Raw genomic sequence first — 24,019 nt, 5'->3', positions numbered from 1 at the left:
ATCCGCCCACCGTCACTCCCGAACTCCTGGCCCAGGCCGAGGCGTTCATGGCACGCCGCCAGCAACTGTTCATCGGCGGCGAATGGTCCGACGCGTCCAGCGCCGGCGTCATCGACACCGAGAATCCGGCAACCGGCCAGGTCATCGGCCAGATCGCCGCCGCCACCCAGGCCGATGTCGACCGTGCGGTCGCGGCCGCGCGGGCCGCGTTCGACGGCGACGCCTGGCGCGCGATACGCCCGGGCGCACGCAGCCGCCTGCTGGCGCGCCTGGCCGACGTCATCGAGGCGCATGCCGACGAGCTGGCGCTGCTGGAAAGCCTCGACAACGGCATGCCGTTCTTCAATGCGCGCTTCTTCAGCATCCAGGGCGCGATCGAGAACCTGCGCTACAACGCCGGCTGGCCGGCGCGCATGGGCGGCGACACCACCAACATCTCGTTCCCCGGCGAGTGGCACACCTACACGCTGCGCGAGCCGCTGGGCGTGGCCGCGCTGATCGTGCCGTGGAACATGCCGCTGGTGATGGCCGCCAACAAGATCGGCACCGCGCTGGCGGCCGGCTGCACGGTGGTGCTCAAGCCGGCCGAGCTGACCTCGTTGAGCGCGGTCCGTTTCTTCGAACTCGCGCAGCAGGTCGGCTTCCCACCGGGCGTCATCAACCTGGTCACCGGACTGGGCGCCGAGGTCGGCGCCGCGCTGGCCGCGCATGCCGATGTCGACAAGGTCTCGTTCACCGGCTCGACCGCGGTCGGCAAGAGCATCATCGCCGCGTCGGCCGGCAACCTGAAGCGGGTCACGCTGGAGCTTGGCGGCAAGTCGCCGACCTTCATCTTCGGCGATGCCGACCTCGAGCCCGCGATCGCTGCCGCCGCGCGCAGCATCTTCGGCAATACCGGCCAGGTCTGCGTCGCCGGCTCGCGCCTGTTCGTGCATCGCAGGATCTTCGACCAGGTCGTCGAAGGCGTGTCCGGGATCGCCCGCAAGCTGCGGCTGGGGCCGGGGACCGAGCCCGGTGTCGAGATCGGCCCGCTGATCTCGGCGCGCCAGCTGGAGCGCGTCACCGGCTACATCGACAGCGGCCGCCAGGACGGCGCCGAAGTCGTCGTGGGCGGACAGGCCGTCGATGGCAGCGGCCACTTCATACAGCCGACCGTGCTGACCGGTACCGATCCGTCGATGAAGGTCATGCGCGAGGAGATCTTCGGGCCGGTGCTGTGCGCCGTGCCGTTCGACGATGCCGACGAGCTGCAGACGCTGGCCGACCGCGGCAACGACACCGAATACGGCCTGTCGGCGAGCATCTGGACCCGCGACATCAGCACCGCGCACAAGCTCGCGCAACGCCTGAAGGCCGGCACGGTGCGCGTGAATACGCCGGTGGGCATCGACTTCTCGATGCCGTTCGGCGGCTACAAGCAGTCCGGCTGGGGCCGCGAGAACGGCCGCGAGGGCGTCGAGGCCTATACCGAGCTGAAGTCGGTCTTCGTCGGACTCTGAACCGCCGCACGGCATGCTGCGCTGCACATTGACAGCCCATGCCGATGATATAAAGATTCCTTATATTGTGGGTGGCGCGGCCACCCCGACCGAGCCGAGGCCCAGCCAGATGAAGTCATTCCCGCCGCTGCCGATCTACACCGGTTTCAACACCCCCCAGCGGATGGAGGTGGACATCTACGACCTGGAAGTGGAAGGCGAAGTCCCCGACCAGCTCGATGGCATCTTCTACCGCGTCGGCCCGGACCCGCAGCACCCGCCGCGGCTGGGCAACGACATCTACTTCAACGGCGATGGCATGGTCAGCGCCTTCCGGTTCGAGAAGGGCCGCGTCGACCTCAAGTGCCGCTACGCGCGCACCGACAAGTTCAATCTCGAGCAGGCTGCGCGGCAGGCGCTGTTCGGCTCGTACCGCAATCCGTTCTTCGACGATCCGTCGGTCGAAGGCCGCATCCGCGGCACCGCCAACACCAACGTGGTCATGCACGCCGGCAAGCTGCTGGCGCTGAAGGAAGACAGCCCGCCGCTGGTCATGGACCCGTGGACGCTGGAAACCGAAGGCTATTCCGACTACGACGGCGTGCTGACCAGCGAGACCTTCACCGCGCATCCCAAGCTCGATCCCGATACCGGCGAGATGATCGCGTTCGGGTATTCGGCCAAGGGCATCGCCTCGCCGGACGTGGCGTACTACGTGATCGATCGCGATGGCAAGGTCGTCCACGAAACCTGGTTCCAGGTGCCGTACCCGTGCCTGATGCACGACTTCGGCGTAACCCGCGACTACGTGGTGTTCCCGATCGTGCCGGTCATCAGCAGCCTGGACTTCGCCCGCGCCGGCCGCCCGACCTTCGGCTGGGATGCCAGCAAGGACGTCTACCTCGGCGTGCTGCCGCGCCGTGGCAGTGCCAAGGACCTGCGCTGGTTCAAGACCTCCAACCTGTTCGCGTCGCATGTCATGAACGCGTTCAACGACGGCACCAAGATCTACTTCGACACGCCGATCGCCAAGGGCAACATGTTCCCGTTCTTCCCGGACGTCAGCGGCGCGCCGTTCGATCCGGTCGCCGCGACCGCGCACATCACGCGCTGGTCGGTCGACTATGCCGGCGGCGATGCCATCGGCTTCCAGCAGTTGACGACGCTGGCCGGCGAATTCCCGCGCATCGACGACCGCTACGTGATGGAAGCCTATCGCCACGGCTACATCTGCGTCAGCGACCGCACGCGGCCCTACGACGAGAAGCGCGCCGGCAGCATCACCGGCATGTTCATCAACTGCCTGGGCCACCTGGACCACGCGACCGGCGAGCAGGACGTCTACTACGTCGGCCCGGTGTCGTCGCTGCAGGAACCCGCATTCATCCCGCGCAGCAAGGACGCGCCCGAAGGCGACGGTTACCTGGTCGCGCTGGCCAACCGCTATGACGAGCAGCGCTCGGACCTGCTGATCCTCGACGCGCAGCGCCTCAGCGAAGGCCCGCTGGCGACGATCAAGTTGCCGCTGAAGCTGCGCAACGGCCTGCACGGCAACTGGGTCGCGGTCGAAGACCTGCCGCCGAGGCCGGTGGCGGCGTGAACGCGGCGGCCGTGCCCCCTCCCGTGCCCGCACCGGCCCGGGTCTATCCCGCGCCGCAGCTGTTCATCGATGGCCAGTGGCTGGATGGCGAGGGCCGTGCGACCTCGGCGATCGTCAATCCCGCCAATGGCGACTGGATCGGCGACCTGCCGCATGCCAGCGATGCCGATCTCGCGCGCGCGCTGGCGGCGGCCGATCGTGCGTTCAAGCCGTGGAGCCGCCGGTCTGCCTTCGAGCGCGCGCAGATCCTCCGGCAGGCCGCGCAGTTGCTGCGCGAACGCCTCGACGACATTGCCGCGATCACCACGCTCGAGCAGGGCAAGCCGTTGCAGGAAGCGCGTGGCGAGATCGCGGCCGCGGCCGATGTCTTCGACTGGTTCGCCGAGGAAGGGCGCCGCGCCTATGGTCGCGTCGTGCCGTCGCGCGCGCCCGAGGACGTGCGTTACCTGGTGCTGCGCAAGCCGGTCGGACCGGTCGCGGCGTTCTCGCCCTGGAACATCCCGGCGCTGATCCCGGCGCGCAAGATCGCCGCCTCGCTGGCGGCGGGCTGCAGCTGCATCATCAAGCCGGCCGAAGAAACGCCCGGTACCTGCCTGCAACTGGCGCGGGCGCTGGCCGATGCCGGCCTGCCGCCGGGCGTGCTCAACGTTGTCACCGGCGACCCGGCGCGGATCTCGCAGACGCTGGTGTCGTCGCCGCTGATCCGCAAGTTGTCGTTCACCGGTTCGACCGCGGTCGGCCGCCACCTCGGCGCGCTCGCCGGTGGCGCGATCAAGCGGATGACGCTGGAACTCGGTGGGCATGCCCCGGTGCTGGTGTTCGCCGATGCCGACATCGATGCCGCGATCGCCCAACTGGTGCCGTTCAAGTACCGCAACGCCGGCCAGGTCTGCATCGCCCCGACGCGGTTCTTCGTGCAACGCAGCATCCACGACCGCTTTGCCGAGCGCTTTGCCGAGGCCGCGTCGCAACTGGTTGTCGGCGATGGCTTCCGTTCCGACGTGCGCATGGGGCCGTTGGCCAACCCGCGCCGGATCGATGCGATGCAGGCGCTGGTCGGCGACGCCATCGCCAGCGGCGCGCGTTCGCTGTGTGGCGGACGTGGCGACGGCGCCGGCAATTTCTGGACGCCGACCGTGCTGGCCGACGTGCCGGCGCAGGCGCGCATCCTGCGCGAGGAGCCGTTTGGCCCGGTCGCGGTGACCGTTCCATTCGATACCGTCGACGAGGCCATTGCGCGCGCCAACGAGTTGCCCTACGGCCTGGCCGCGTACGCCTGGACCGGCTCGATCCGCACCTCGCACCGGCTCGCCGAAGAGGTCGAATGCGGAATGCTCGGCGTCAACAACACCGCCATCACGTTCGCCGAGACGCCGTTCGGCGGCGTCAAGGACAGCGGCTATGGCAGCGAGGGCGGCAGCGAGGGACTCGATGGGTATCTGGACGCAAAATTGGTTAGTCTGGGCTGATCGACGACACATGGAGCCTTCGTCATGAGCCCGACCGCAGAATCCGCCAGCGCCCAGCGCGCCCGCACCGTTTACCTGATCGCCAGCGTCTACCACGCGCTGCGTGCGACCCGGCTCGAACCGGCATTGAAGCCGCTCGGCATCACCCCGTTGCAGTACACCATCATGACCGTCGTGGAGTCGCACGAGGGCCTGTCGTCGGCGCAGCTGTCGCGCCGCTTCTACGTGACCCCGCAGACCATGGGCCAGGTACTGGCCGGACTCGAGGAGCGTGCGCTGCTGCGCCGCAAGGAAGACCCCGAGAACCGCCGCGTGCTGCTGGTCAGCCTGACCGCGAAGGGTCGCAAGCTGGTCGACGAATGTGGCCGCCTGATCGGCGCCATCGAGACCGAGATCTTCGACGATCCCGATTGCCCGCAGACCGCCGCGTTACGCGAGCAGCTGCAGCGCATCTCCAGCCACCTGCGCAACAACAGCACGCCGCCGGTCGCGGCGGCCGACGCCCCGAAACGACGCAAACGCACGCCCGCACCTGCCTGAGACTCCTGCTGCCATGCCATCCGCATTCGATGATGAAGACTTTTCCGCACTGATCGACACGCTCGACCGCTACATCCGGGAACGGCTGATGCCGCTGGAGAAAGTCGTCGAGGAGACTGCAACCGTGCCGGCGGAGATCATCGACGAGATGCGCGAGATGGGCCTGTTCGGGCTCAGCATCCCGCAGCAGTACGGCGGCTTCGAACTCGACGTCGTGCAGGAAACCCGCGTGCAGATGCTGTTCAGCGGCACCTCGCAGGCGTTCCGGCTGGCGTTCTGGCCCAACGTCGGCATCGGCAGCCGCGGCATCGTCTATGGCGGCACCGACGCGCAGAAGCAGCGTTACCTGCCGGGACTGGCGAGTGGCGAACTGCGCGCCGCGTTCTGCCTGACCGAGCCCGACGCCGGTTCGGACGCCGCCAACATCCGCACGGTCGCCGTGCGCGATGGCGACGACTTCCTGATCAGCGGCACCAAGCGCTTCATCACCAATGCGCCGCATGCCGACATCTTCACCGTCATGGCGCGCAGCGATGCGGGCAAGACCGGCGCCGACGGCATCAGCGCGTTCATCGTCGAGAAGGGCACGCCCGGCCTCAGCATCGGCAAGCCCGAGCACAAGCTCGGCCAGCGCGGCGCGCCGATCTGCGACGTGATCCTGGACCAGGTGCGCGTGCCTGCAGCCAATGTGATCGGCGGCGCGGCGGCGGAAGGCAAGGGCTTCCGGATCGCGATGCAGGTGCTCGACTCCGGCCGCATCGGCGTCGCCGGCAGCGCGGTCGGCATGATGAAGCGCATCATCGACGAGGCCGCGACGTATGCGTTGTCGCGCAAGCAGTTCGGCCAGCCGATCTCCGAGTTCCAGCTGATCCAGGGCATGCTGGCCGATTCCGAGGCCGAATACCTGGCCGGCCATGCGATGGTCATGGAAGCGGCGCGCTCGCTGCAGGCCGGTAAGGACACCCGCATCCTGGCGGCGTCGGCCAAGTATTTCTGTTCGGAGGCCCTGGGGCGCGTGGCCGATCGCGGCCTGCAGATCTTCGGTGGCGCCGGCTACATCGCCGAGTATCCGATCGAGCGACTGTGGCGCGACGCGCGCGTGTTGCGCATCTACGAAGGCACCAGCCAGATCCTGCAACTGGTCATCGCGCGCGGCATGCTCAAGCGCTACGCGTGAGCGCCGAGGTTGCCGGGCTGTCGCCCGACCAGACGTTGCGGATCGCTTTCGCATGCGAGCAGCTGATCCGCAGGTTCGCGCTGTACAACGATGCCGGCGACCATGCAGCGCTGGCACGGATGTTTGTGCGCGACGGCAGCTTCGCACGGCCGACCGCGCCGGACGCGCCGGTGTACGGACGCGACGCGATCGAGGCGATGTTCCGCGACCGCCCGCGCCGCTTCACCCGCCATCTGATGCTCAATACCGTCGTCGACGTGCTGTCGCCGTCGCAGGCGCGCGCGACCAGCTATGTCGCGCTGTACGTGGCCGATCCCGATAGCGAGGACACCGGCGCTCCGCCGTATCCGTGTACCGGCCCGCAGCTGCTGGGCGGCTTCGACGATGACCTGGTGCTGGTCGATGGCGATTGGCGGTTCCAGTCGCGCCGGGGCAGCCTCGCGTTGCGCATCGCTCCGCAGCCGGTCGCACAGTCCGCCTGAAGCGGCGGGCGCCAAGCCATTGGGCGTCAGGGCTGCGCGTCGCGCGCCTCGGGTGTCTGCAGCCAGTTCCGCAACGCGCGGTTGACCGCGCCTGGCGCTTCGCAGGGCGCCATGTGCCCGGCACCGGCGAAGATCTCCAGCCTTGCCCTGTGCGCCGCGCCGAGCTGGTCCACGATCTGCCGATGCTGGGCCGGCGGACTCCAGCGGTCGTCGCTGCCGACGCCAACCAGCACCGGCACGTCGAGCGCGGCCAGTACCGCCTGCGGATCGGGGCGATGCAGCAGGGCCTCGATCTGCCCGGCGAAGATGTCGGTATCCATGCGCATGACCATCGCGGTCAACACCGACAGGATCGGTCCGTCCTGCGCATGCGCGGGATGCAGCATCGGCGGAAGCCATTGCGCGGCCAGCGCCTGCATGCCGTCGCGCCGTGCCAGTGCCAGCAGCTGCATGCGCTGCGCGCGCTCGCCAGCGCGGACGGTGTGGATGCCGGTGTCGAGCAGGGCCAGCCGGGCGACCCGGTGCGGGGCCTGGCGCACCACGTCGAGCGCGACCCGCGCGCCCATTGAGTGGCCGGCCAGTGCGAAGCGCGCGGGCGCCTCGCGCAGCACTGCGGCCGCCATCGTCTCGATGCGATCGTAGCCACGGAAGTCGAGGGCGCGGATGTCGGCGATGTCGGACAGATCCTGCCGCTGCGACGCCCAGACGGTGTCGTCGCACAGCAGTCCAGAGAGCAGCAGCAGCGGGGTCCGTGGCGGCATGTCAGGCGAAATAGACGGTCTTGGTCTCGAGGTAGGCATCGAACCCCTCGATGCCGCCTTCGCGACCGATCCCGGACTGCTTGAAGCCGCCGAACGGCATCGTCGGATCGACGATCAGCCCGTTGACGGTGACGCTGCCCGAGCGCAGGCGGCGCGCGACCGCGTAACCGCGCTCCGCGTCCGGGGTATAGACCGCGCCATGCAGGCCGAAGATGGTGTCGTTGGCCTTGCGCACGGCGTCGTCGAGGTCGGTATAGCTGATGATCGAGACCACCGGGCCGAAGATCTCCTCCTGCGCGATCGTCATCGCATTGTCGACGTCGCCGAACACCGTGGGTTCGATGTAGTAGCCGCGCGACAGGCTGGTGGGGCGGCCGCCGCCGAGCAGCAGCGTCGCGCCCTGCGCGTGGCCGCTCGCGATGTAGTCCTGCACGCGTTGCAGCTGGCGGGCCATCGCTAGCGGACCCATCTGGGTGGTGTCGGCGAACGGATCGCCGAGCTTCAGTGCGGCCATCGCGCCGACATAGGCATCGGTCACTTCGCGCTTGCGCGACTCAGGGACCAGCAAGCGGGTCAGCGAGAAGCAGACCTGCCCGGCAATCGGCATCGAGTACGGGACCAGGCTTTGCAGCATGTGCCCGATGTCGGCATCCTCGAGCACGATCGCGGCGGACTTCCCGCCCAGTTCGAAGCCGGTCCTCAGCATGCGCTGCGCTGCGACCGCGGCGATGTGGCGGCCGGCGGCGGTGCTGCCGGTGAAGCTGATCTTGTCGATGCCGGGGTGGCGGATCAGGTGCTCACCCAGCTCGCGTCCACCGGCGACGACGTTGAACACGCCGGCTGGCACACCGGCGGCATGGATGCATTCGGCCAGCAGGTAGGCATCGATCGGCGTTTCCGGCGACGGCTTGGCGACCACGGTGCAACCGGCGGCCAGCGCGGCGGCGACCTTGTAGCACAGCAGCACCAGCGGCGCGTTCCACGGCGTGATCGCGGCGACGACGCCGACCGGCTCGCGCAACACGCGGACCCGGCCGCCCTTGGCGCCGGTGCGCACGTCGACCATCGGCGTGTCGCGTAGCAGACGGGCATGGAAGCGGAACAGCTGCGGTGCCTGCGCGACCGCGTAGCGCGTCATCGCGATCGGCGCGCCGACCTGGACCGTCCAGGCATTGGCCAGCTCGGGCAGTCGCGCGTCCAGCAGGTCGGCGATGCGTTCGAGGTATGCGCCGCGCTCGTCGGCAGGCATGTGCGGCCAGGGCCCGTCGTCGAACGCCCGCCGGGCCGCGGCGACCGCGTCATCGATGTCGTGCGCATTGCCCTCCGCATAGCGGGCGAACACCTCTTCGGTGACCGGCGAAATGACCGGCAGCTGCACTGCCGAATCGGGCTTGCGCCAGTCGCCGTCGACATAGATGGATAACGGGGCCTGGACGGCGACCTGCGGGTCGCGATGGCGTGGATCGAGCATGTTCCCTCCCGGACGGCTGCGATGGCTGGCGCGGGACCTCGGGATCCCACGTTGCCTGGATCTTACCGCGACACAAGTAAGTGTGCCTTATTTTGTGATTTTCGGGATCCCGTATTGACAGCACCGGATCCCGTCCGCAATATAAGGCAACTTTCTATGTTGGTGGGCGCGTGCATTCGCAACTCTCGCAAGCCACGCTGCGCCTCCGCGAGATGATTCTGCGCGGCGAGCTGGCGCCGGGCCAACGCGTTGCCGAGGCGCCGCTGGCCGAGCAGCTCGGGATGTCCCGGACGCCGGTGCGGCAGGCGTTGCCGCTACTGGCGCAGGAAGGCCTGCTGACCCAGCAGCCGGCGCGTGGCTATGCCGTGCGTGCGTTCACCGCGGGCGATGTCGACGACGCCATCGACGTGCGCTCGGTGCTGGAAGGGCTGGCCGTGCGGCGGATCGTCGAGCGCGGCGTCTCCAAGGCCTGCCTGCGCGAACTGCGCAACTGCCTGGAGGATGGCGATGCGATCTTCGCCCATCGCGAGCTGCAGGCCGGCGACGAGGCCGCCTATGCCGACATGAACACGCGCTGGCATGCGGCGATCGTTGCCGAGGCTGGCAGTCAGACCATCGCCGATGCGCTCGAACGCGTGCGCCACGTGCCGTTCGCCGGGCCGCAGGCACTGGCCTTCGACAAGGACGCGCCCGACAGGATGGGCGCGATGCTGCAGTACGCGCATCGCCAGCACCACGCGATCGTCGAGGCGATCGCCCTGGGCCAGGGCACGCGTGCCGAAGCGCTGATGCGCGAACACGCGTTCGCGGCCAAGGAAAGCATCAACATGGTCGCGATTGCGTTCGCGGCCGACCCTGCACAACCCGGCCGATCCCGGCCGCGTTGAGCACAACCTGAACCTGTTCCCGGGAGGACATCGATGAGTGAGAGCAATCTGGACCAGCGCCTGCAGGCCAACGGTGGCGCGGTCCATCATCTGCGGCATTCGCAGAGCGGACCCAATCCGTACCCGGTCGTGCAGCCCGAATACACCAACTGGCGCGACGAACAGCGGGCCTGGCAGGAAACCGCCGTGCTGTTCAACCAGTCGTACCACATGACCGACATGTACGTGTCCGGCCCGGATGCGTTCAAGCTGCTCGAGAAGCTCGGCATCAACAGCTTCAAGGGCTTCACCGTCAACAAGGCCAAGCAGTACGTGCCGGTGAACTGGGACGGGCATGTCATCGGCGACGTGGTGCTCTGCTACCTCGACAAGGACCTGTTCAATCTGATCGGCCGGCCGGCGGTGCACAACTGGGTGCAGTACCACGCCGAGACCGGCGGCTATGACGTCACCTGCGAGCGCGACGAGCGTTCGGCCTCGCGTTCCGATCCGGTCGCACGCAAGACCTACCGCTACCAGATCCAGGGCCCTAACGCGATGAAGATCATGACGCGCGCGCTCGGCAAGGCGCCGCCGGACCTGAAGTTCTTCCACATGTGCGAGGTCGAGATCGCCGGCAGGCCGGTGCGGGCCCTGCGCCACGGTATGGCCGGGCAGCCGGGCTTCGAACTGTTCGGTCCGGTGGCCGACGGTGAGGCGGTCAAGGCCGCCCTGGTCGAGGCCGGCCAGGACGACGGCCTGCACCTGGTGGGTGCGCGCGCGTACTCGTCGAACACGCTGGAATCGGGCTGGATTCCGTCGCCGATGCCGGCGATCTATTCCGGCGACGAGCGCATGCGCAAGTACCGCGAATGGCTGGCGGCCAACAGCTTTGAAGGCAACGCCTCGCTGGGGGGCAGTTACTACTCCGACAACATCGAGGACTACTACCTGACCCCGTACGACCTCGGCTACGGCGCGTTCGTGAAATTCGACCACGACTTCATCGGCCGCGAGGCACTCGAGAAGATCGCCGGCAAGCCGCACCGCATCAAGGTCACGCTGGAACTCGACGACCACGACGTCGCGATGGCGATCGCGTCGCAGTTCGGCAAGCAGGAAGACCGCGCCAAGTATTTCGACTTCCCGTCCGCGGTCTACGCGATGTACCCGTTCGACCGCGTCATGAAGGACGGCCAGCTGGTCGGCCTCTCGACCTGGGTCGGCTACAGCAGCAACGAACGCAAGATGCTGACGCTGGCGATGCTGGATCCCGAACACGCCGAGCCGGGCACCGAGGTCGTGTTCGTCTGGGGCGAGGAAGATGGCGGCTCGCGCAAGCCGACCGTCGAGCGCCATCGCCAGGTCGAGATCCGCGCGACGGTGTGCCCGGTGCCATACGTGGCCTCGGTGCGCAGCGGCTATGCCGACGGGAGTTGGCGGACGACCGGCAAGCTCTGACACGCGCTGGCTGCGCGCGCGACAGGTCGTCAGCAGATCATCTGCAGGTCCGGTGCGGGCGTGTGCAGGCGGACAGGCCTTGGACGGGATGCCCGTCGATCAACGTGCCGAGACCTTGGCCAGGGCCTTGCGCAGCACGCGCAGCTCCTGGGCGGTCAGCGACGCGCTGAGGTCGGCCTCGAACGCATCGACCTCGACGACAGCCTGCGCCAGCAGTTCTGCGCCGGCCGGGGTCAGGTGCAGGTGATGTACGCGGCGGTCCTGCCGGCTCTGGCTGCGGCGCAACAGGCGACGCTTGATCAGCCGGGTGATGACGGCGACCAGGTTGGGAGGCGATACCCCGAGGGCTTCGCCGATCTGGCTCTGGTTGATGCCGATGTTGGCCTCGACCAGCAGCAGGATCGAGAACTCGGCCGGGCGCAATGCGAACGGGTCGAGGCGTTCGACCATGCGGCGATGCAACGACACCTCCGCGCGCGTCAGCTGGTAACCGAGCAGACCCTGCAGGCGCGACTGGTCGATCGTCGCGTGGCCGTCGTCTGCGGTGGTGGCGGGCGTGCCGTTGGCGGGAGAGGGGCTGCGCATCCTGATCCTGGAAGGTCTTCGGGTCGTCGTTGACGCCCGCCCATGATACGTGCGGATCGGCCGTGGTGAGCACGCGCCGGTGCGGATATGCGCGGCGGTGCCTGCACCACTGCCTGCACGACCGTCTGCATGATCGCCCCGCGTGATGCCCGGCCGCGGCCGCGCGGTCGCGATATCTTTATGAAACATAACGACATTCTTGTGCCTGCGGTGGCGGCTTGAGGTGGTGGGCTGCGGTCGTGCCGCAGCAGGCGTGCTCCAGCGGGCGTGCCGTGCGGTCGGCCTGTGCGCTGCTGCACTGCGCAACGTGCGGCCTGCCGTCTTCACGCCGTCCACGCTCGCCACGCAGGCGTTGCGCCGGGGGCTTGCCATGGCGCGGGACCTGCCCTACATTGCGTCGGGCAAGAAGTTATGATTCATAATTAATATCCGGGTTCGCCTCTGGCGACGGTCGTCCCGGCCGCGGCGGCGCTGGCCATCGCAGCCATGAACCCGCGAACCCCGCAGCGGAAGATGTCCAGGAGCAATGACATGAGCGATCGTGACGTGGTGTCGGTAAGGATCGAGGACCGGGTGGCCTGGGTGAAGTTCGCCCGGCCCGAGAAGCGCAATGCGATGAGCCCGACGTTGAACCGGCGGATGATGGACGTGCTCGACGAACTCGAGTTCGACGATGCCGTCGGCGTGCTGGTGCTGGGCGGCGAGGGCACCGCATGGTCGGCCGGCATGGACCTGAAGGAATACTTCCGCGAGACCGAAGCGCAGGGCCTGCGCGGCGTGCGCAAGTCGCAGCGCGAATCCTATGGCTGGTTCCGCAGGTTGCGCTGGTTCCAGAAGCCGACCATCGCGATGGTCAACGGCTGGTGCTTTGGCGGCGGTTTCGGCCCGCTGTTCGCATGCGACCTGGCGATCGCGGCCGACGAGGCGCAGTTCGGCCTGTCGGAAATCAACTGGGGCATCCTGCCCGGCGGTGGTGTCACCAAGGTCGCGGTCGAGCTGATGTCGATGCGCGATGCGATGTGGATGTCGTTGACCGGCGAGGTCATCGATGGCCGCAAGGCCTCGGAATGGCGGCTGGTCAACGAGAGCGTGCCGCTGGACCGGCTCGAGCAGCGCGCCCGCGAGGTCGCCGACATCCTGCTGCGCAAGAACCCGATCGCGCTGAAGTACACCAAGGACGCGGTGCGTCGCGTTGGCGGCATGAGCTACGACGAGGCCGAGGATTACCTGGTGCGTCTGCAGGAGGCGGCCAACAGCTTCGACAACGAAGGCCGCAAGGAAGGCATCCGCCAGTTCATCGACGAGAAGAGCTACAAGCCCGGCCTGGACGCCTACGCGCTGAAGCCGCGCTGAGCCCTCCGGCTCGACGTCCTGCCGCAGGTATCCCGCGATGCGCGCGACGGGCGTTGGCCAGCTGCGGCTGGTTGCCAATTTCCATCCATGAGCCACGTGGGAGCGTCTCATGCCCGAGCTTGTTGATTACATCGCGTTCCATGCGCGTCTCGCACCGCATCGGCTTGCGGCGCGCGACCTGGCCAAGGGCCTGGCGTGGACCTATGCCGAACTGGACGACCTGGTCGGCCGCATGGCCGGACGCCTGGCGGCGCTCGGCTGCGCCGATGGCGAGCGCGTGGCCGTGCTGGCCCGTAACAGCGTCTGGCTGGTCGCGCTGCACCACGCCTGCGCGCGCACCGGCGCGATCCTGGTACCGCTGAACTGGCGACTCAGCCAGGCCGAGCTCGAAGGCCAGCAGGCACTGGTGACGCCGCGGCTGCTGCTGGTCGACAGCGCAGGTGCGGCATTGCTCGATGGTGCCTCGATCGACGCCTTCGCAGAGGCGGCCGCGCAGGCGCCCGTGCATGCGCCCGCGCGCATCGATCCCGATGCGGTCAGCCTGATCCTGACCACCTCGGGGACCTCCGGACAGCCCAAGGGCGTGATGCTGACCGAGCGCAATCTCGAGCAGACCGCGCTGAATTTCGCCGCCTGCACGCGGATCGATGCCGGCAGCCGCTTCCTGTGCGAGGCGCCGATGTTCCATGTCATCGGCCTGGTCACCAATGTCCGTCCGGTGCTGCGCGCAGGCGGCGCGCTGCTGGTGTCGGATGGCTTCGAGCCGCAGCGCACGCTGGCCTGGCTGACCGATGCCGCGCTGGCGATCACCCACTATGTCGGCGTGCCGCAGATGATGGAGGTCTTCCGCACCCAGCCGGGCTTCGATCCGGCGCCGTTGCGCAGGATGACGGCGCTGGTCACCGGCGGCGCGCCGCATGCGATCGACGACATCCTGGCGTGGCTGGCCGACGGCGTGCCGATGGTCGGCGGCTTCGGCATGAGCGAGGCGGGCACGGTGTTCGGCATGTCCGTCGAGCTCGACGTGATCCGCGCCAAACCCGGTTCGGTCGGTATCGCCGCGCCCGGCATCGAGACCCGCGTCGTCGATGGCGACGGCCGCGTCTGCGCCGCGGGCGAAGCCGGCGAACTGCTGCTGCGCGGGGCCAGCATCACGCCGGGCTACTGGCGCAATCCGCTGGAGACGGCGAAGGCCTTCGACCGCGATGGCTGGTTCGCGACCGGCGACATCGTGCGCCACGACGAGGACGGCTTCTTCTGGATCGTCGATCGCAAGAAGGACATGTTCATTTCCGGAGGCGAGAACATCTATCCCGCCGAGATCGAGGCCGCGCTGGCCGATCATCCCGGCATTGCCGAATGTGCCCTGGTCGGCCTGCCCGATCCGCGCTGGGGCGAGGTCGGCTGGTTGGCGATCGTGCCGGCCGATCCCGGCCTGCAGGTGGACGCGGTGCTGGCCCATCTCGAGCAGCGACTGGCGCGCTACAAGTTGCCGCGCCAGGTGGTCATCGTCGAAGCGCTGCCGCGCACGGCGACAGGCAAGTTGCAGAAGGCCGCGCTGAAGCGTTGGCTGGCGGAGTCGTCGAGGCGCTAGTCGCGCATTGCGTTGCGCCGCTGGGGCCGCAGGACAGGGTCCCGCGGCCCGCAAGCTCCGCCCGTGTGACTCAGCCCCAGACCTCGCGGGCGGTGTCGACGACGAGCTGCAGCTTCTGGCGCTGCTGCTCGACGGCGATGTCGTTGCCGTGCACGGTGCTGGAGAAACCGCACTGCGGCGACAGCGCCAGCTGGTCGAGCGGCGCGTACTGCGCGGCCTCTTCGATGCGGCGCTTGATGTCGTCCTTGGACTCCAGCGCGCCGAGCTTGGTGCTGATCAGGCCGAGCACGACGATCTTGTTCTTGGGCAGGAAGCGCAGCGGCTTGAAGTCGCCCGAGCGCGCATCGTCGTATTCCAGGAAATAGGCGTCGACGTTCATTTCCGACAGCAGCGCCTCGGCGACCGGCTCGTAGCTGCCCTGTGCGGCCCAGGTGCTCTTGAAGTTGCCGCGGCACAGGTGCACCGCCAGCGTCATGCCGGCCGGCTTGCGGTCGACCACCAGGTTGATGAACTTCGCATAGCGATGCGGCAGCTCGTCGGGATCGTCGCCGCGGGCACGGGCGGCCTCGCGCATCTTGTCGTCGCACAGGTACGCCAGGTTGGTGTCGTCCATCTGCACGTAGGTGCAGCCGGCGGCGGCCAGCGATGCCAGCTCGCGGCCATAGGCATCGGCAACGTCTTCGTAGAAGGCCGGATCGAGTTCGGGATAGTGCTCGGCGCTGATGCCGGCGCGGCCGCCGCGGAAATGCAGCATCGTCGGCGACGGGATCGTGACCTTGGGCGTGCGCGCGGTCTGGCCGCGCAGGAACTGGAAGTCGGCCAGCTGGATGTCGCGCGCATGCGTGACGCGGTCGACGACGGTCATCGTCGGCGGCAACAGTTCCTCGGTGCCGTCCTCGCGCTTGCGCGTTCCAGGTTCGCCGACGTGCACGCCGCCAAGCTGCTCGAGGAAGTCGAGATGGAAATAGGTGCGCCTGAATTCGCCGTCAGTGATCGCCTGCAGGCCGACGTCTTCCTGGAACTTGACGATCTCGGAGATCGCGCGATCTTCCACCTTGTGCAACGCGGCGGCATCGATCTGCCCCAGCTTGAAGTCGTCGCGCGCCTGCAGCAGGTACGCGGGGCGCAGGAAACTGCCGACGTGGTCGGCGCGGGAAGGCAGGATCGGGTCCATCGGCATCGTCACGACATCCATCTGTTGAAAACCCCGATTATCAGGAATCCATACATGCACGTCGAGCGATGGTGTTGCGGCGCTGCGCAGTCCCTCAAGGTCCGGCTCAGGGCCAAGTGTCAGGGCCAGGTGTCAGGGCCAGGTGTCGGGATGCCGCGGCGTGCCGTGCCGGTGCGAGGGGTCGAGCGCCCCGGGCAGGGTTGCGCGGATCAGCGTCATCAGTGCGCGTTGCGCCTGCGTGGTCGGCCGCTGCGAACTGGTGGCCAGGTGGATCCGCGTCGACAGGCCGGGCGCGCCGATCGGGTTGACCGTGTAGCGGCCGGGGACGACGGCGGTCGCGACCGCGGCGGCACCGAGCACGGCGCTGCCGACACCATCGGCGACCAGGCCCAGGATCGCATCGACGCCATCGGCCTCCATCGCGATCCGGGGCGGCAGGCCGAGCTTGGCCAGCGCATCCTCGACCAGCACGCGGAACGCATTCGGGCGGCGGGGAATGACCAGTGCGAATGTCGCGAGCTCGGACAACGGAACCGCACGCGGTGCAACGCCGGCGACATTGCGCGACACCAGGAACAGGGGCTCATCGAGCACGAACTCGCTGTCGATGTCCGGATGCGAGGGCATGTTGTAGAGCAGGGCGAGGTCGAGCTGGCCGCTGATCAGCGCGTCCTGCATCGCCGTGGTCAGGCCCTCGCTGACCGACAGCCGCACGCCCGGCAGGGTGCGGGTCGCGGCACGCACCAGCGGGACCGTCAGCAGCTTCGACAGGCTTGGCGGCAGGCCCAGCGACACGCCGCCGGCGAAGCCGCCGCGGATCCTGCCCAGCTCGTCGCGCAGGCGCGCGACCTGGTGCATCACGCCCCGGCCCTGTTCGAGCATGACCTTGCCGGCCTCGGTCATCGTGACGCCACGGCCGTTGCGCAACAGCAGCGGCTGCTGCAGCTCGACTTCGAGCAGCCGGACTTGCCGGCTCAGGGCCGGCTGGGCGATGCCGAGTGCGACCGATGCCCGGGTGAAGCTGCCCAATTCTGCGACCCGGACGAAGTATTCGATCTGCCGAAGGTCCATGCCTGGTCCTGCCTGTATGTGATACCACGGCTTGAAATATATCAAACTGATATAGCTGTTAGATCCGAATCCCCGTAGTCGGAGCGGCAGCCCGGCGGCAAGATCGGGGCATGCATACCGCGACCTTGCAAGGCATTTCCTCGATGGCCACGCGACAGGTGCTGGCCGAGCTGGCGGCGGCCTGGCAGGTGCGCGAAGGCAGTGCCGTCGCCATCGAGTCGGTCGGCGGCGTCGACGCCGCCAGGCGCGTGCTGACCGGGGACGAGGCCTTCGATGTGGTCGTGCTGGCTTCCGAGGCCATCGACCGTCTGCTTGCGGCCGGTCGTGTTGTCGCCGGCAGCAAGGTCGACCTGATGCGCTCGGCCACGGCGGTGGCGGTGCCGGCCGGCGGCGTGTCGCCGGACATCGGTTCCGAAGCCGCGTTGCGTGCCGCCGTGCAGGCCGCCGCGACGATCGGGTACTCGACCGGGCCGAGCGGCGTCGCGTTGCAGCGTCTGTTCGAACGTTGGGGCATCGCCGTGCAGATCGCACCGCGCATCGTGCAGGCCTCGCCGGGTGTGCCGGTAGCCTCGCTGGTCGCCAGTGGTGCGGTGGCACTGGGCTTCCAGCAACTGAGCGAACTGATGCACGTACCGGGTATCGACATCGTCGGTCCAATGCCGGACGAGGTCGCCATCGACACGACGTTCTCGGCAGGCGTGGTGGCGGGCTCGCCGCATGCCGACGCCGCGCGCCGCCTGCTGGGGTTCCTGGCGTCGCCGGAGGCCGCCGAGGCGAAACGACGCCACGGCATGCAGCCCCTTCCTTCCCCTGTCACAACGCAGTTGCCAACGGAATCCGCATGATCATCGACTGTCACGGTCACTACACCACCGCGCCCGACGCGCTGGCGGACTGGCGCAACCGCCAGATCGCCGGCATCCAGGATCCCTCGGCGATGCCGACGGCCTCGGCGCTGAAGATCTCCGACGACGAGCTGCGCGAGACCATCGAGGCCAACCAGCTGCGGCTGATGCGCGAGCGCGGCTCGGACCTGACGATCTTCTCGCCGCGTGCGAGCTTCATGGCCCACCACATCGGCGACTTCCAGGTCAGCGCGACCTGGGCGGCGATCTGCAACGAACTCTGCCACCGCGTCGCCGGGCTCTACCCGGAACATTTCATCGGCGCGGCGATGCTGCCGCAGTCGCCCGGTGTGGATCCGGCGACCTGCATCCCCGAACTCGAACGCTGCATCCGCGACTACGGCTTCGTCGGCATCAACCTCAACCCGGATCCGTCCGGCGGCCACTGGACCGCGCCGCCACTGACCGACCGGCACTGGTATCCCATCTACGAAAAGATGGTCGAGTACGACATCCCGGCGATGGTGCATGTGTCGACCAGCTGCAACGCCTGCTTCCACACCACCGGCGCGCATTACCTCAATGCCGACACCACCGCGTTCATGCAGTTGCTCGAAGGCGACCTGTTCAAGGACTTCCCGACGCTGCGCTTCGTGATCCCGCACGGCGGCGGCGCGGTGCCCTACCACTGGGGGCGCTTCCGCGGACTGGCGCAGGCGCTGAAGAAGCCGCTGCTGCAGCAGCACCTGATGAACAACGTGTTCTTCGACACCTGCGTCTACCACCAGCCGGGCATCGACCTGCTGGGCACAGTCATCCCGGTCGACAACATCCTGTTCGCCTCCGAGATGATCGGCGCGGTCCGCGGCGTCGACCCGGAGACCGGTTTCAACTTCGACGATACGCGCCGTTATGTCGACGCCTCGCCACGCTTCAGCGATGCCGACCGCTACAAGATCTACGAAGGCAACGCCCGTCGCGTCTATCCGCGACTGGATTCCATCCTGAGCGCACGGGAGGCGCGAGCATGAGTGACATCAATACCCTGGGCGTCGTCCGCCGCAACATCGTCCGCGCCGACCGCGACGCCACCGCCGCGCTGGGTCGCTTCGGCGCCGCGACTGTGCACGAGGCGATGGGGCGGATGGGGCTGCTCAAGCCCTACATGCGTCCGATCTACGGCGGCGCGCATGTCGCCGGCACGGCCGTGACCGTGTTGCTGCACCCGGGCGACAACTGGATGATGCACGTCGCCGCCGAGCAGATCCGGCCCGGTGACATCGTCGTCGCTGCAGTGACCGCCGAATGCACCGACGGCTATTTCGGCGACCTGCTGGCGACCTCGTTCATGGCACGCGGCGCGCGCGCCCTTATCATCGATGCCGGTGTCCGCGACGTCAGGGACCTGACCGCGATGGGCTTCCCGGTGTGGAGTCGCGCGATCAGCGCCAAGGGCACGATCAAGGCGACGCTGGGCTCGGTCAACATCCCGGTGGTCTGTGCCGGCGCGTTGGTCAATCCGGGCGATGTCATCGTCGCCGACGACGATGGCGTTGTCGTGGTGCCCGCGGCGCAGGCAGCGCAGGTCGCCGGGGCGGCCGCCAAGCGCGAGGCGCTGGAGGCGGAGAAGCGAGCGACGTTGGCATCCGGCGTGCTCGGCCTGGACATGTACAGCATGCGCGGACCATTGGAGAAGGCTGGCCTGCGCTATGTCGATTGAATCCGGCCAGCACGCGGTGCGTGGTCATGACGACGGACGCCGTCGCATGTGCCTGCGCTGTGGTGGCCGCCTGTCGTCCCCCCTCCTGATGCCTTCCCGCGGACGAGTGACCCGATGAGCTTCGAGAAAACCCCCGGCTGGCTGGACTGGTGCGCGGCCCCGTCGACGCCGACGCTGCGCTTGCCTGCGGGCGCGGTCGACGCGCACTGTCATGTCTTCGGCCCCGGTGACCGCTTCCCTTATGCGCCGGGCCGCAAGTACACGCCCTGTGATGCCTCCAAGGAACAGCTGTTCGCACTGCGTGATCATCTCGGTTTTGCCCGCAACGTCATCGTGCAGGCGACCTGCCATGGCGACGACAACCGCGCGCTGGTCGATGCGCTGGTGCACGCCGACGGACGCGCGCGCGGCGTGGCGACGGTCCGCCGCGACGTCAGCGACGCCGAGCTGCAACGGCTGCATGACGCCGGCGTGCGCGGCGTGCGCTTCAACTTCGTCAAGCGGCTGGTCGACTTCACGCCGCGCGACGAGCTGATGGAAATCGCCAGCCGGATCGCGACGCTCGGCTGGCACGTGGTGATCTATTTCGAAGCGGTCGACCTGCCCGAGCTATGGGACTTCTTCACCGCGCTGCCGACGACCGTGGTCGTCGACCACATGGGCCGGCCCGATGTCGGCCAGCCGGTGGATGGCCCCGAGTTCGAACTGTTCGTCAAATTCATGCGCGAGCACGGCAACGTCTGGTCCAAGGTCAGCTGTCCCGAACGGCTGTCGGTGTCCGGCCCGGCTGCGCTCGATGGCGAGCGCCATCCCTATCGCGACGTGGTCCCGTTCGCGCGCCGCCTGATCGAGACCTTCCCCGACCGCGTGCTGTGGGGAACCGACTGGCCGCACCCCAATCTCAAGGATCACATGCCCGACGACGGCCTGCTGGTGGATTTCATCGCGCAGATCGCCACGACCGTGGAGCTGCAGCACAAGCTGCTGGTCGACAACCCGATGCGTCTTTACTGGAGTTCAGAAGATGAGCGTTGACAAACCCTACAACGATATTCCCGGCACCACGGTGTTCGATGCCGAGCAGTCGCGCAAAGGCTACTGGGTCAACCAGTTCTGCATGTCGCTGATGAAGGCCGAGAACCGCGAGCGCTTCAAGGCCGACGAGCGCGCGTACCTGGACGAGTGGGCGATGAGCGAGGAGCAGAAGCAGGCCCTGCTCGATCGCGACCTGAACCGCTGCATCGCACTGGGCGGCAACATCTATTTCCTGGCCAAGCTGGGCGCGACCGACGGCAAGTCGTTCCAGCAGCTCGCCGGCAGCATGACCGGGATGACCGAAGAGGAGTATCGCGAGATGATGATCAAGGGCGGACGTTCGCCGGAAGGCAACCGTTACCTGGGCGAGAGCGGCGACGCGCAACCGCATCGGCAGCCGCAGGGCTCGTCGGGCAAGGGAGCGGTGTGATGGCGAAGATCAGCGCAAGCGTCTACACCTCGCACGTGCCGGCGATCGGCGCGGCCCTCGATGCCGGCAAGACCGCCGAGCCGTACTGGCAGAAGGTCTTCGAAGGCTACGACGCCTCCAAGGCCTGGATCGCCGATCCGGCGAATACGCCCGACGTGGTGATCCTGGTCTTCAACGACCACGCCACCGCCTTCAGTCTCGAAATGATCCCGACGTTCGCGATCGGTACCGCCGCCGAGTTCCAGCCGGCCGATGAAGGCTGGGGCCCGCGCCCGGTGCCGACCGTCGAAGGCCATCCGGAACTGGCCTGGCACATCGCGCAGTCGCTGATCCAGGACGACTTCGACATGACCATCGTCAACAGGATGGATGTCGACCATGGCCTGACCGTGCCGCTGTCGCTGCTGTGCGGACAGCCGCAGGCCTGGCCGTTCAAGGTGATCCCGTTCGCGGTCAACGTGGTGCAGTACCCGGTGCCGTCGGGGCGCCGCTGCTACAACATCGGCCGCGCGATCCGCAAGGCGGTCAACACCTTCGGCAAGGACCTCAAGGTCCAGGTCTGGGGGACCGGCGGCATGAGCCACCAGCTGCAGGGCCCGCGTGCCGGCCTGATCAACCGCGAGTGGGACAATGCCTTCCTCGACCGCCTGATCGCCGACCCGCAGGACCTGTCCGAGATGTCGCACATCGACTACGTGCGCGAGGCCGGTTCCGAAGGCATCGAGCTGGTGATGTGGCTGATCGCGCGCGGCGCGATGGCCGACAGCGACGGCGGCCCGGCGCCCAAGGTCAGCCATCGCTTCTATCACGTGCCGGCCTCGAACACCGCGGTCGGCCACCTGGTGCTGGAGGAGCAGGCATGAGCGGGCACACCGGTCCGATCAGGGTCGCACTGGCGGGCGCCGGCGCGTTCGGCATCAAGCATCTCGACGGCATCCGCAACATCGATGGCGTCGAAGTGGTGTCGCTGGTCAGCCGCGACCTGGGCAAGACCCGCGAGATCGCCGACAAGTACGGCATCGCCCATGTCGCCACCGAACTCGACGAAAGCCTGGCGCTGCCCGAGGTCGACGCGGTGATCCTGTGCACGCCGACGCAGATGCATGCCGAGCAGGCACAGGCCGCGCTGCGTGCGGGCAAGCACGTACAGGTCGAGATCCCGATGGCCGACCGCCTGGCCGATGCCGAGGCCGTGGTCGCGCTGCAACGGCAGACCGGGCTGGTGGCGATGTGCGGGCACACCCGCCGCTTCAATCCCAGCCACCAGTACATCCACCACAAGATCCGCGACGGCGCGTTCAATATCCAGCAGATGGATGTGCAGACCTACTTCTTCCGTCGCAGCAACATGAACGCGCTCGGCCAGCCGCGCAGCTGGACCGACCACCTGCTATGGCACCACGCCGCGCATACCGTCGACCTGTTCGCCTACCAGGCCGGGGCCGAGATCGTGCAGGCGCATGCGGTGCAGGGGCCGATCCATCCCGAGCTCGGCATCGCGATGGACATGAGCATCCAGCTCAAGGCCGCCAACGGCGCGATCTGCACGCTGTCGCTGAGCTTCAACAACGATGGCCCGCTCGGCACGTTCTTCCGCTACATCGGCGATACCAATACCTACATCGCGCGTTACGACGACCTCGTCGACGGCAAGGAGAACGCGATCGACGTCTCGCATGTCGACGTGTCGATGAACGGCATCGAGTTGCAGGACCGCGAGTTCTTCGCGGCGATCCGCGAAGGCCGCGAACCGAACGCGAGTGTGGCCCAGGTGTTGCCGTGCTACCGCGTGCTCGACCAGCTCGAGCGCCAGCTCAACGCAGCCGGTTGAGCGCACCATGACGATGCCGTTGCGCAACATCGCAGGCGTGCCGGTGTCGGCGCTGGGGCTGGGCTGCATGAGCCTCAGCCACGCCTACGGCACGCCACCGCCGGCCGAGGTCGCCGAACAGGTTCTACGGCGCGCGCTGGCGTGCGGCGTGACCCTGTTCGACACCGCGGCGCTGTACGGCTTCGGCGCCAACGAGGCGCTGCTGGGGCGCGTGCTCGGCGCAGAGCGCTCGCGCATCGTGCTGGCCAGCAAGGGCGGCATGGCCGGCGTCGATGGCAAGCGCGTCATCGACGGACGGCCGGCGACGCTGGTGCAGAACTGCGAGGACAGCCTGCGCCGGCTGCAGACCGACGTCATCGACCTGTATTACCTGCACCGCCTGGACCCGGGCGTTGCGATCGAAGACAGCGTCGGCGCACTGGCGCGGCTGCGCGAGCAGGGCAAGATCCGCGCGATCGGCCTGTCGGAGGTGTCCGCGGCGACGCTGGGCCGGGCACAGGCGGTGCATCCGATTGCCGCGGTGCAGACCGAGTATTCGTTGTGGACGCGCAATCCGGAGATCGCGCTGCTGGCGGCCTGCCGGGACGCGGGCACCGCGCTGGTGGCGTTCAGTCCCTTGGGACGCGGCGTGCTGACGGCGACGCTGCGCGACGTCGAGGCGCTGGACGCCAGGGACATCCGTCGCGGCATGCCGCGGTTCCAGCCCGGCAACCATGCCCACAACCTGGCGCTGGTCGACGCGATGGCCGCGATCGCCGCCGAGGCCGGTTGCACGCCGGGCCAACTGGCGCTGGCGTGGTTGCTGGCGCAGGGCGACGACATCATCCCGATCCCGGGCACGACCCGGGTCGCGCATCTGGACGAGAACATCGGCGCCGCGACGCTGTCGCTCGATGCGGCGCTGCTGGCACGGGTGTCGTCGTTGATCGGCGAACACAGCGTCGCCGGCAAGCGTTATCCCGACGCGACCCAGGCAGAGATCGATACCGAGCAATTCTGAGAGCCTGCTCCCGATCTCGCTGCGCTGGCCATCTGGTGCACCGGGGCATTCACGCGCCGGTTCCCGTCGCAAGCCC

General features: G+C 68.0%; 23 protein-coding genes. 18 read left to right on the top strand and 5 right to left on the bottom strand.

The features are described from left to right. The 6 genes from ACYX7E_RS17965 to ACYX7E_RS17940 form a co-directional block, all read left to right on the top strand. A partial coding sequence (locus tag ACYX7E_RS17965; protein ID WP_462081980.1) for an aldehyde dehydrogenase family protein occupies window positions 1-1,499 on the top strand: 1,499 nt, incomplete at its 5' end. A 109-nt stretch (window positions 1,500-1,608) separates the two neighbouring features. After that, complete coding sequence (locus ACYX7E_RS17960; RefSeq protein ID WP_462081979.1) at window positions 1,609-3,078, top strand: carotenoid oxygenase family protein; 1,470 nt, start codon at window positions 1,609-1,611, stop codon at window positions 3,076-3,078. A gap of 11 nt (window positions 3,079-3,089) precedes the next feature. Further along, complete coding sequence (locus ACYX7E_RS17955) at window positions 3,090-4,547, top strand: NAD-dependent succinate-semialdehyde dehydrogenase (RefSeq protein WP_462081978.1); 1,458 nt, start codon at window positions 3,090-3,092, stop codon at window positions 4,545-4,547. A gap of 24 nt (window positions 4,548-4,571) precedes the next feature. Then, on the top strand, window positions 4,572-5,087 hold the full coding sequence (locus tag ACYX7E_RS17950; RefSeq protein ID WP_462081977.1) for a MarR family winged helix-turn-helix transcriptional regulator: 516 nt from the start codon (window positions 4,572-4,574) through the stop codon (window positions 5,085-5,087). Window positions 5,088-5,100: 13 nt separating this feature from the next. After that, entirely contained in the window at window positions 5,101-6,264 is a 1,164-nt protein-coding gene (locus tag ACYX7E_RS17945) for an acyl-CoA dehydrogenase family protein (protein ID WP_462081976.1), read from the top strand. After that, the gene (locus ACYX7E_RS17940) at window positions 6,261-6,746 is read left to right on the top strand and encodes a nuclear transport factor 2 family protein (protein WP_462081975.1); all 486 of its coding nucleotides are present in this window, start codon (window positions 6,261-6,263) and stop codon (window positions 6,744-6,746) included. The genes ACYX7E_RS17945 and ACYX7E_RS17940 overlap by 4 nt, the downstream gene beginning before the upstream one ends. A gap of 26 nt (window positions 6,747-6,772) precedes the next feature. Here the strand turns inward: ACYX7E_RS17940 and ACYX7E_RS17935 are convergent, their stop codons facing one another. Both ACYX7E_RS17935 and ACYX7E_RS17930 read right to left on the bottom strand, forming a co-directional pair. Next, window positions 6,773-7,507 (bottom strand): alpha/beta fold hydrolase, encoded by a 735-nt coding sequence (locus tag ACYX7E_RS17935; RefSeq protein ID WP_462081974.1) that lies wholly within the window; start codon window positions 7,505-7,507, stop codon window positions 6,773-6,775. A gap of 1 nt (window position 7,508) precedes the next feature. Then, window positions 7,509-8,978 (bottom strand): aldehyde dehydrogenase, encoded by a 1,470-nt coding sequence (locus tag ACYX7E_RS17930; protein WP_462081973.1) that lies wholly within the window; start codon window positions 8,976-8,978, stop codon window positions 7,509-7,511. Window positions 8,979-9,148: 170 nt separating this feature from the next. Between ACYX7E_RS17930 and ACYX7E_RS17925 the strand changes: the two genes are divergently transcribed. Both ACYX7E_RS17925 and ligM read left to right on the top strand, forming a co-directional pair. Next, window positions 9,149-9,865 (top strand): GntR family transcriptional regulator, encoded by a 717-nt coding sequence (locus ACYX7E_RS17925; protein ID WP_462081972.1) that lies wholly within the window; start codon window positions 9,149-9,151, stop codon window positions 9,863-9,865. A gap of 33 nt (window positions 9,866-9,898) precedes the next feature. Beyond that, complete coding sequence (gene ligM / locus ACYX7E_RS17920) at window positions 9,899-11,305, top strand: vanillate/3-O-methylgallate O-demethylase (protein ID WP_462081971.1); 1,407 nt, start codon at window positions 9,899-9,901, stop codon at window positions 11,303-11,305. Window positions 11,306-11,404: 99 nt separating this feature from the next. Here ligM and ACYX7E_RS17915 read toward each other — a convergent pair whose 3' ends face one another. Continuing rightward, complete coding sequence (locus tag ACYX7E_RS17915; protein ID WP_462081970.1) at window positions 11,405-11,890, bottom strand: MarR family winged helix-turn-helix transcriptional regulator; 486 nt, start codon at window positions 11,888-11,890, stop codon at window positions 11,405-11,407. A 531-nt stretch (window positions 11,891-12,421) separates the two neighbouring features. Here ACYX7E_RS17915 and ACYX7E_RS17910 point away from each other — a divergent pair. Both ACYX7E_RS17910 and ACYX7E_RS17905 read left to right on the top strand, forming a co-directional pair. Continuing rightward, window positions 12,422-13,243: a p-hydroxycinnamoyl CoA hydratase/lyase gene (locus ACYX7E_RS17910; protein WP_462081969.1), complete on the top strand. Its 822-nt coding sequence runs from the start codon at window positions 12,422-12,424 to the stop codon at window positions 13,241-13,243. A 109-nt stretch (window positions 13,244-13,352) separates the two neighbouring features. Then, the gene (locus tag ACYX7E_RS17905; protein ID WP_462081968.1) at window positions 13,353-14,837 is read left to right on the top strand and encodes an AMP-binding protein; all 1,485 of its coding nucleotides are present in this window, start codon (window positions 13,353-13,355) and stop codon (window positions 14,835-14,837) included. A gap of 70 nt (window positions 14,838-14,907) precedes the next feature. Here the strand turns inward: ACYX7E_RS17905 and ACYX7E_RS17900 are convergent, their stop codons facing one another. Both ACYX7E_RS17900 and ACYX7E_RS17895 read right to left on the bottom strand, forming a co-directional pair. Continuing rightward, complete coding sequence (locus tag ACYX7E_RS17900) at window positions 14,908-16,017, bottom strand: 5-methyltetrahydropteroyltriglutamate--homocysteine S-methyltransferase (RefSeq protein ID WP_462081967.1); 1,110 nt, start codon at window positions 16,015-16,017, stop codon at window positions 14,908-14,910. 126 nt (window positions 16,018-16,143) lie between these two features. Next, complete coding sequence (locus ACYX7E_RS17895) at window positions 16,144-17,082, bottom strand: LysR family transcriptional regulator (RefSeq protein ID WP_462081966.1); 939 nt, start codon at window positions 17,080-17,082, stop codon at window positions 16,144-16,146. A gap of 110 nt (window positions 17,083-17,192) precedes the next feature. Between ACYX7E_RS17895 and ACYX7E_RS17890 the strand changes: the two genes are divergently transcribed. The 8 genes from ACYX7E_RS17890 to ACYX7E_RS17855 all read left to right on the top strand — a co-directional run bounded on the left by ACYX7E_RS17890 (window position 17,193) and on the right by ACYX7E_RS17855 (window position 23,943). Next, the gene (locus tag ACYX7E_RS17890; protein ID WP_462081965.1) at window positions 17,193-17,927 is read left to right on the top strand and encodes a substrate-binding domain-containing protein; all 735 of its coding nucleotides are present in this window, start codon (window positions 17,193-17,195) and stop codon (window positions 17,925-17,927) included. Continuing rightward, the gene (locus tag ACYX7E_RS17885) at window positions 17,924-18,958 is read left to right on the top strand and encodes an amidohydrolase family protein (protein ID WP_462081964.1); all 1,035 of its coding nucleotides are present in this window, start codon (window positions 17,924-17,926) and stop codon (window positions 18,956-18,958) included. Before ACYX7E_RS17890 ends, ACYX7E_RS17885 begins: the two co-directional genes overlap by 4 nt. Continuing rightward, the gene (gene ligK, locus ACYX7E_RS17880; RefSeq protein WP_462081963.1) at window positions 18,955-19,647 is read left to right on the top strand and encodes a 4-carboxy-4-hydroxy-2-oxoadipate aldolase/oxaloacetate decarboxylase; all 693 of its coding nucleotides are present in this window, start codon (window positions 18,955-18,957) and stop codon (window positions 19,645-19,647) included. Before ACYX7E_RS17885 ends, ligK begins: the two co-directional genes overlap by 4 nt. A 114-nt stretch (window positions 19,648-19,761) precedes the next feature. Next, a complete protein-coding gene (locus tag ACYX7E_RS17875) occupies window positions 19,762-20,682 on the top strand; it encodes an amidohydrolase family protein (protein ID WP_462081962.1) in 921 nt (306 codons plus the stop codon). After that, window positions 20,672-21,112, top strand: a complete 441-nt coding sequence (ligA, locus tag ACYX7E_RS17870; protein ID WP_462081961.1) for a protocatechuate 4,5-dioxygenase subunit alpha — start codon at window positions 20,672-20,674, stop codon at window positions 21,110-21,112. Before ACYX7E_RS17875 ends, ligA begins: the two co-directional genes overlap by 11 nt. Beyond that, window positions 21,112-21,975: a class III extradiol dioxygenase subunit beta gene (locus tag ACYX7E_RS17865; RefSeq protein ID WP_462081960.1), complete on the top strand. Its 864-nt coding sequence runs from the start codon at window positions 21,112-21,114 to the stop codon at window positions 21,973-21,975. The genes ligA and ACYX7E_RS17865 overlap by 1 nt, the downstream gene beginning before the upstream one ends. Next, window positions 21,972-22,943: a Gfo/Idh/MocA family oxidoreductase gene (locus ACYX7E_RS17860; RefSeq protein WP_462081959.1), complete on the top strand. Its 972-nt coding sequence runs from the start codon at window positions 21,972-21,974 to the stop codon at window positions 22,941-22,943. The genes ACYX7E_RS17865 and ACYX7E_RS17860 overlap by 4 nt, the downstream gene beginning before the upstream one ends. Window positions 22,944-22,956: 13 nt before the next feature. After that, entirely contained in the window at window positions 22,957-23,943 is a 987-nt protein-coding gene (locus ACYX7E_RS17855) for an aldo/keto reductase (RefSeq protein WP_462081982.1), read from the top strand. The last annotated feature ends 76 nt before the right edge of the window (window positions 23,944-24,019 follow it).

This window comes from Luteimonas sp. RIT-PG2_3 (assembly GCF_054902115.1).
This window is presented reverse-complemented; position numbering and strand designations above follow the sequence as displayed.